7 protein-coding genes are annotated in these 7,748 nt (G+C 70.1%); all 7 read left to right on the forward strand.

Annotation, left to right across the window (positions count from 1 at the left end; all coding sequences use genetic code 11):
• The coding region (locus AC1D01_RS13725; protein WP_477867049.1) for a MurR/RpiR family transcriptional regulator at window positions 1–368 on the forward strand (368 nt) is incomplete at its 5' end.
• Entirely contained in the window at window positions 365–2,356 is a 1,992-nt protein-coding gene (locus AC1D01_RS13730; RefSeq protein WP_477867051.1) for a bifunctional 5-dehydro-2-deoxygluconokinase/5-dehydro-2-deoxyphosphogluconate aldolase, read from the forward strand. The genes AC1D01_RS13725 and AC1D01_RS13730, both read left to right, overlap by 4 nt.
• A gap of 20 nt (window positions 2,357–2,376) precedes the next feature.
• Window positions 2,377–3,288, forward strand: coding sequence for an NAD(P)-dependent oxidoreductase (locus AC1D01_RS13735; protein ID WP_477867053.1), 912 nt, complete (start codon window positions 2,377–2,379; stop codon window positions 3,286–3,288).
• Window positions 3,289–3,325: 37 nt separating this feature from the next.
• The gene (locus AC1D01_RS13740) at window positions 3,326–4,672 is read left to right on the forward strand and encodes an ABC transporter substrate-binding protein (protein WP_477867055.1); all 1,347 of its coding nucleotides are present in this window, start codon (window positions 3,326–3,328) and stop codon (window positions 4,670–4,672) included.
• A complete protein-coding gene (locus tag AC1D01_RS13745; RefSeq protein ID WP_477867057.1) occupies window positions 4,669–5,946 on the forward strand; it encodes an ABC transporter substrate-binding protein in 1,278 nt (425 codons plus the stop codon). The genes AC1D01_RS13740 and AC1D01_RS13745 overlap by 4 nt, the downstream gene beginning before the upstream one ends.
• Before the next feature lie 22 nt (window positions 5,947–5,968).
• Complete coding sequence (locus AC1D01_RS13750) at window positions 5,969–6,898, forward strand: branched-chain amino acid ABC transporter permease (RefSeq protein WP_056819822.1); 930 nt, start codon at window positions 5,969–5,971, stop codon at window positions 6,896–6,898.
• Between the two features lie 8 nt (window positions 6,899–6,906).
• Window positions 6,907–7,659, forward strand: a complete 753-nt coding sequence (locus tag AC1D01_RS13755) for an SDR family NAD(P)-dependent oxidoreductase (protein WP_477867059.1) — start codon at window positions 6,907–6,909, stop codon at window positions 7,657–7,659.
• Window positions 7,660–7,748 lie beyond the last annotated feature (89 nt).

Consider the following 7,748-nt stretch of genomic DNA (forward strand, 5'->3'; position numbering starts at 1 on the left):
AGCTMAAGGCCTACCTGCTCGAAGGCCTGGGCGGCATGCTGCGCGAATCGCTGCGCAACATCGCGCGCGACGAGGTGCTGGTGGTGACCAGCTTCCACAGCTACTCGCGCGACGTGATCGATGCCGCCGAGGCGGCGCAGCAGGCCGGCGTGCCGGTGATCGCGATCACCGACAGCGCGCTGTCGCCGCTGAAGCGCTCGGCCAGCGTCTGCTTCGAGCTCGGCCTCGCGTCCGACCAGGTGTTCCGCTCGCTGGTCGCGCCGCTGTGCCTGGCGCAGGCCATCGTCGTCACCACCGGGCACCGGCTCGCCGAGATGGCGGCCCGCCCCCGCACCCGACCCCGTCATTTGAATGGAGATGCTGCATGAGTGTCAGAGATTCCGTCCCGCCGGCGGCCCGCGCGCTGGACCTGGTCTGCGTCGGGCGGGCCGCCGTCGACCTGTATGGCGAACAGCTCGGTGCGCGCCTGGAAGACGTGCAGACCTTCGCGAAGTACCTCGGCGGCTCGCCGGCCAACACCGCGGTGGGGGCGTCGCGGCTCGGGCTGCGCTGCGCGATGCTGAGTCGCGTCGGCGACGAGCACAACGGCCGCTTCGTGCGCGAGACGCTGGCCGCCGAGGGCGTCGACGTGTCGCAGCTGAAGACCGATCCGTCGCGGCTGACCGCGCTGGTCTTCCTCGGCCTGCGTGACCGCGACACCTTTCCGCTGGTGTTCTACCGCGACAACTGCGCCGACATGGGCCTGTGCGAGGACGACGTCGACCCGGCCGTGATCGCCAGTGCCCGCGCGCTGCTGATCTCGGGCACGCACCTGTCGCGGCCCGGCACGCGGGCCGCCTGCCTCGCGGCGATGCGCGCCGCGCGCGCGGCCGGCACGCGCGTCGTGCTCGACATCGACTACCGCCCGGTGCTGTGGGGCCTGACGGCGCCCGGCCTCGGYGAGCAGCGCTACATCGCGTCGGCCCACGTCAGCGCGCAGCTGCAGGAGATCCTGCCGCTGTGCGACCTGGTGGTCGGCACCGAGGAAGAGGTGCACATCGCCGGCGGCAGCGACGACAGCGCCACCGCGCTGCGCCGCATCCGCGCGCTGACGCCGGCGCTGATCGTGATGAAGCGCGGGCCGATGGGCTGCGTGGCGTACGACGGCACGATCCCGGCGCGGCTCGACGACGGCGTCGCCGGCCCGGGATTCCCGGTCGAGGTGTTCAACGTGCTGGGCGCGGGCGACGCCTTCATGGCCGGGCTGCTGCGCGGCTGGGTGCGCGACGAGCCGCTGCCGCAGGCGCTGCGCTATGCGAATGCGTGTGGCGCGATCGTGGTGTCTCGGCATGGCTGCGCACCGGCCATGCCCAGCTGGGTCGAACTGAGCCATTTCCTCGCGCACGGCTCGCGCCACCAGCGGCTGCGCGAGGACGCGAAGCTGGAGCAGCTGCACCGCGCGTCGACCCGTCACCGCGCCTGGCCCGGCCTCGCGGTGCTGGCCTTCGACCACCGCGCGCAGTTCGAGGAGATCRCCGCGAAGCACGGTACGCCGCGCGAGCGCATCCCGCAGTTCAAGGCGCTGGTCGCACGCGCCGCGGCACAAGGCCATGCGGCAGCCCGCGCGGCGCACCCGCTGCGCCACCCGGGCCAGGCCTTCCCCGAGGCCGGCGTGATCCTCGACGGCCGCTTCGGCGAGCAGATCCTGCCGCCGCTGACCGGCGTCGGGTTGTGGGTGGCGCGGCCGGTCGAGCTGCCGGGCTCGCGGCCGCTGGATTTCGAGGACGGCTGCAACGTCGGCCTGGCGCTGCGCACCTGGCCGCAGGAGCACGTCGTCAAGTGCCTCGTGTACCACCACCCCGACGACGAGGCCGGGCTCGCGGCGCAGCAGGTCGCGAGCGTCGGCCTGCTGGCCCAGGCCTGCAACGCCACCGGCCACGAGCTGCTGCTGGAGGTGATCCCGCCGCGCGGCATGGCCACCGACGACGAGACGCTGGCGCGCGCGCTGCGCCAGTTCTATGCCGCCGGCATCCAGCCCGACTGGTGGAAGCTGCCCCCGCCCGCCAGCGAGGCCGCGTGGCGCCACATCGGGGACGTGATCGCGTCGAACGACCCGCTGTGCCGCGGCGTGCTCCTGCTCGGCATGGAGGCGAGCGAAGCCGCGCTGCGCGAGGGCTTTCGCGTCGCGGCCGCGCAGCCGCTGTGCAAGGGCTTCGCGGTCGGCCGCTCGCTGTTCGCCGACGCGGCGCACGGCTGGTTCGCCGGCACGCTGGACGACGCCGCCGTCGTCGAGCAGGTGGCGGCGAGCTACCGGCGCCTGATCGAGTTCTGGACCGAGGCCCGCGCCGAGTGCGCGAGCGGCTCGCTCGTCAATTGACACCCACGAAAGGAAACACCATGACTGCTAGCAAGAACCCCCGCGTCGGCTTCATCGGCCTCGGCATGATGGGCCACGGCATGGCGAAGAACCTGCTCGCCARGGGCTTCCCGGTGAGCTTCGTCGCGCACCGCAACCGCGCCAACCTGCAGGACCTGCTCGATGCCGGTGCGAGCGAGCAGCCGACGCGCGCCGCGGTGGCCGTCGCGAGCGACGTGGTGATCATCTGCGTCACCGGCTCGCCGCAGGTGGAAGAGATCGTCTATGGCCCCGAAGGCCTGCTGGCGGCTGCCGCGAAGGGCCTGACGGTGATCGACACCTCGACCGCCGAGCCGGCCTCGACCGCGCGCATCCGCGCCGATTTCGCGGCCCGCGGCGTCGCCTTCATCGACGCGCCGCTCGCGCGCACGCCGAAGGAGGCCGAGGAGGGCCGGCTGAACACGATGGTCGGCGCCGAGCCGGCCGATTTCGAGCGCGTGCGCCCGGTGCTCGCGGCCTTCTGCGAGAACATCTTCCACGTCGGCCCGCCGGGGCACGGCCATGTGCTGAAGCTGATCAACAACATGCTCGCGATGACGACCGCGGCGGCCATCGCCGAGGCGGTGGCCACGGCCGCGAAGAGCGGGCTGTCGCTGCAGAAGCTGTTCGACGTGATCTCGGCCGGCGGCGTCAACTCCGGCATCTTCCAGATGATGCTGGGCAAGACGCTGCAGGGCGACCTGACCGGGCTGAAGTTCGCGATCGGCAATGCGCAGAAGGACCTGCGCTACTACACCCACCTGACCGAGATGCTGCCGACGACGAGCTTCGTCGCCGAGGCGGCGCACCAGAGCTTCGTGCAGGCCGGCAACCTGGGCCTGGGCGACAAGTTCATCGCGTCGCTGCTGGAGGCGCAGGAAAAGCTGAACAACGTGCAGATCATTCCGCGCTGATCCTGCGCGGACCACCACAACAACCCTGGAGACAAGCATGGACAAGTCGACGAAAGAAGTTCAGGCGATCGATACCGGCGCCGCGGAGACGGGCACACCTGACACCGGACGGCGCAGCCTGCTGAAGGCCGGCGCCGTGGCGGCCGCCGCGCCGGCCGCCTTCTTCGGCCCGTGGGCGCACAACCGCGTCTGGGCCCAGGCGGCCACGGCCAAGCCGCTGGTGATCGGCCTGACGATGGACGCCTCCGGCCAGTACGGCGCGAGCGGCGGCGAGGAACGGCTCGGCGCGATGATGGCCATCAAGGAATACAACGACAAGGGCGGCGTGCTCGGCCGGCGCATCGAGGCGCTGCACATGGACACCGAGACCACGCCGGCCTCGGGCTCGCGCATCGCCGAGCGGATGATCACGCGCAACGAGGTGGCCTTCCTGGTCGGCGCGCTGCACTCGGGCGTGGCCAACGCGATCTCGCAGGTCGCGCAGAAGTACGGCACGATCTTCCTGAACACCAACTCCAGCTCGCCGACCGAGGCCGGCAAGGACTGCCACCGCGTCAAGTTCGTGTGGGACGGCAACGGCACCAACTTCGCGCACGCGATCGTCAAGAACGCGATCAAGGTGAACGGCAAGAACTGGGTGCTGCTGACCAACGACTACGTGTGGGGCCGCACCACCTCGGCGGCGACGCGCGCGATCGTCGAGGCCAACGGCGGCAAGATCGTCGAGGAGCTGCTGGTGCCGCAGAACACCCGCGACTTCTCGTCGTACCTGCTGAAGCTGCAGCAGCTGAAGCCCAATGCGGTGGCCACCGCGATCGGCGGCGACGACATCAAGGCCCTGCGCCAGCAGGTCATCCAGCTGAACCTGCAGAAGAGCATGGCGTGGATCAACAACCAGCAGGACTGGCCGGACGTGTACGGGCTCGGTCCGGAATCGATCTTCGGCGTGTTCGGCACCACCTGGTACTACCGCCTCGACCTGCCGGGCGTGAAGGAGTTCGTCGCGGCCTACCAGAAGCAGTTCCCGGGCATGGCGATCAAGGTGCCAGGCAACGTCTATCACAACAGCTACATGGCGACGCGCGAGCTGCTGCGCTGCGTGGAAGAGGCCGGCACCACGCAGAACATCGCGGTGATCAAGAAGCTGGAGGGTCGCAAGATGCCCGCGCGCGACCGGCTGCAGCACTTCGATGCCTGGATGGACCCGGTGACGCACCAGGTGCAGCAGACCATCTACATGGCGAGCTACAACGAGGCGCCGGCCGAGAAGGACGACATCTTCAAGATCCTGTCGAACGTGGATCCGAAGGAGGTCGTCGATGCGGAGGCGCAGAAGGCCTGCAAGCTCGAGAGCTACGACGCGACGCCCTCGTACCAGCAATGACCCACGCTCGCAGGCGCATGCTGCTCGGCGGCGTCGGTGCCGTCGCCGGCTTCAGCGGACCCTGGGCCCACCACCATGCGTGGTCCCAGGCGAAGCAGAAGAAGCCGCTGCTGATCGGCCTGGCCACCGACGACAGCGGGCCCTATGCCGCCAGCGGCCAGGACGAGCAGCTGGGCATGCGCATGGCGATCGCCGAGTTCAACGAGCGCGGCGGCGTGCTCGGGCGCCGCATCGAGGCGACGCACGAGAACACCGCCGGCGATCCGGCGACGGCGATCGGCGTGGCCGAGAAGATGATCCGCCAGCAGGAGGTGGCGTTCCTGCTCGGCGGCGTGCATTCGGGCGTCGCGAGCGCGATGTCGCGCGTGGCGCAGAAGTACGGCTGCGTCTACTTCAACAGCAACTCCAGCTCGCCGAGCGAGGCCGGTGCCGAATGCCACCGCGTCAAGTTCGTCTGGGACGCCAACGGCACCAACTTCTCGATCTCGGTCGTGAAGGGCGCGATGACCGGCTTCGGCCGGCAGTGGGTGCTGGTCACCAGCGACTACCTGTGGGGCCACACGACGGCCAAGGGCATCCGCCGCATCGTCGAGGCCAACGGCGGGCAGGTCGTCGAGGAGATCCTGGTGCCGCAGGGCACGCGCGATTTCCAGCCGGTGCTCGCGAAGATCCGTTCGCTGAAGCCCGGCGTGGTGGCCACCGCAGTGGGCGGCGACGACCAGAAGCAGCTGCGCACGCAGGTGCAGAGCGCCGGCATGGACCGCAGCGTCGGCTGGATCAACAACCAGCGGGACTGGCCCGATGTCTACGGCCTCGGCCGCCAGGCGCTGTTCGGCATCTTCGGCACCACCTGGTACTGGCGGCTGGCGCTGGCCGGCGTGCCGGAGTTCGTCGCGCGCTACCGCAAGGCCTGGCCCGAGTACCGGCTGAAGACGCCGGGCAACGTGTTCTTCAACGGCTACATGGCCACGCGCGAGTTGCTGCGCGCGGTCCAGCGCACCGGCACCACCAACAACCTGAAGCTGATCACCGAGCTGGAGGCGCTGCGCGTGCCGGCCGCCGACCGCATGCAGCACTTCGATGCGTGGATGAACCCGCAGACCCACCAGCTGCAGCAGACGGTGTACGTGGCCGCCTACAACTCGATGCCGGACCAGCCCGACGACCTGTTCCGCATCCTCGCGCGCGTGCGCCCGGACGAGGTGCAGGACGCCGACAGCGCGCCCGCCTGCAAGCTCGAGCCGCTGGCGGCCACGCCCTCCTACGAACCCTGAACCTTTCGATGCGGATCCGACCATGGACATGCTGATCTCCCTCCTGCCGCACCTGGCCAACGGCATCACGCTGGGCCTGCTGTTCGCGCTGATCGCGCTCGGCTTCATGCTGATCGTCGGCGTGATGGAAACCATCAACCTGGCGCACGGCTCGCTGTTCGCGCTCGGCATGTATGTCGCGCTGTTCCTGCTGGCGCCGAAGCTCGGCTGGTTTCCCGAGGCGCAGGCGGCCTACATGGCGCTGCCGCTGGGCACGCGCTACGGCATCGCGCTGTTCGCGGCGCCGCTGGTGGTCGGGCTGGTCGGGTTGGTGCTCGAGGCCTGCCTGCGCCGCACCTACGGGCGCGACCCGCTGTACGGGCTGCTGCTCACCTTCGGCGCGGCGCTGCTGATCGAGGAGCTGATCCGCCTGGTGTGGGGCAGCAACGAGCAGCAGATGCCGCTGCCGCAGGCGATCTCGGGGGCGTTCCTGATGGGCGACCTGATCTATTCGCGCTACCGTGTGTTCGCGAGCGGCTTCGCGATCCTCGCGATCGCGGCGCTGTGGCTGTTCCTGGAGCGCACGCCGTACGGCGCGATCATCAAGGCGGGTGCGCACGACAGCGAGATGGTGCGCGCGCTCGGCATCAACCTGTCGCGGCTGCGCTCGGCGGTGTTCGCGCTCGGCGTGGCGCTGGCGGCGCTGGCTGGTGTCGTGATGGCGCCGATCTGGGGCATCCGGCCGCAGGTCGGGGTCGACGCGGTGGTGCCGGCCTTCCTGATCATCGTGCTCGGCGGCGTCGGCTCGCTGTGGGGCGCGGTGATCGCCGGCCTGCTGGTCGGGCTGGTCACCGGTCTCACGGGGGCGTATGCCTCCGAATGGTCGCTGATGTCGATGTACCTGCTGTTCATCGGCGTCGTCACGTTCCGCTCGCGCGGGTTGTTCGGCAAAAAGAGTGTTCTCGACACATGAGCGGATACATGAAGACTTCAACTCCCCTGGAAGGCAAGCTCGCGCTGGTCACCGGCGCCGGCGGCACGATGGGCCGCGCGGTGGTGGACGCGCTGCGCGCCGATGGCTGCCGTGTCGCGATGATCGACCTGTCGCTCGCGTCGATGGAATCGCTCGCGGCCCGCCATGGCGACGCGGTGCTGGCGGTGGCCTGCGACATCTCGCAGGCCGAGTCGGTGCGTGCGGCGCATGCGCAGGTGCGCGAGCGCTTCGGCGAGGTCGACATCCTGGTCAACAACGCCGGGGTGCTGTCGAACAACAAGATCGAGGCCACGTCGCTCGCCGAATGGCACCGCGTGCTCGGCGCCAACCTCGACGGCGCGATGCTGTGGTCGCAGGCGGTGGTGCCGGCGATGAAGGCGCGGCGCTGGGGCCGCATCATCAACACCAGCTCGCTGGCCGCGAAGACCGGCGGGCTGACCGCCGGCACCGCGTACTCGGTGTCGAAGGGGGCGATGAGTGCGCTGACCTTCTCGCTGGCGCGCGAACTCGCGGCGCATGGCGTCACCGCGAACGCGATCGCGCCGGCCTATGTGCGCACGCCGATGGTGACCGAGCAGCTGAACGAGGCGCAGCGGCAGGCGCTGCTGCAGCAGATCCCGGTCGGCCGCTTCTGCGAGCCCGAGGAGTTCGCGCATGCGGTGAGCTTTCTCGCATCGCCGCTGTCGGGGTTCATCACCGGCGAGGTGCTGGACCAGAACGGCGGCCTGCTGATGGACTGATGGATGGCCCACCCCCGAGGCGCTGCGCGCCTCCCCCTCGAGGGGGCGACTCCAGTGGCCCGGCAAAGCCGGTTCCACGGAGTCCGCTG

The organism is Rhizobacter sp. P3_B12 (assembly GCF_056402895.1).

Excerpts from the sequence above, each read along its gene's own strand:
- AC1D01_RS13740 (WP_477867055.1), top strand. The coding sequence starts at position 3,326 with ATGGACAAGTCGACGAAAGAAGTTCAGGCGATCGATACCGGCGCCGCG.
- AC1D01_RS13745 (WP_477867057.1), top strand. The coding sequence starts at position 4,669 with ATGACCCACGCTCGCAGGCGCATGCTGCTCGGCGGCGTCGGTGCCGTC.
- AC1D01_RS13750 (WP_056819822.1), top strand. The coding sequence starts at position 5,969 with ATGGACATGCTGATCTCCCTCCTGCCGCACCTGGCCAACGGCATCACG.
- AC1D01_RS13755 (WP_477867059.1), top strand. The coding sequence starts at position 6,907 with ATGAAGACTTCAACTCCCCTGGAAGGCAAGCTCGCGCTGGTCACCGGC.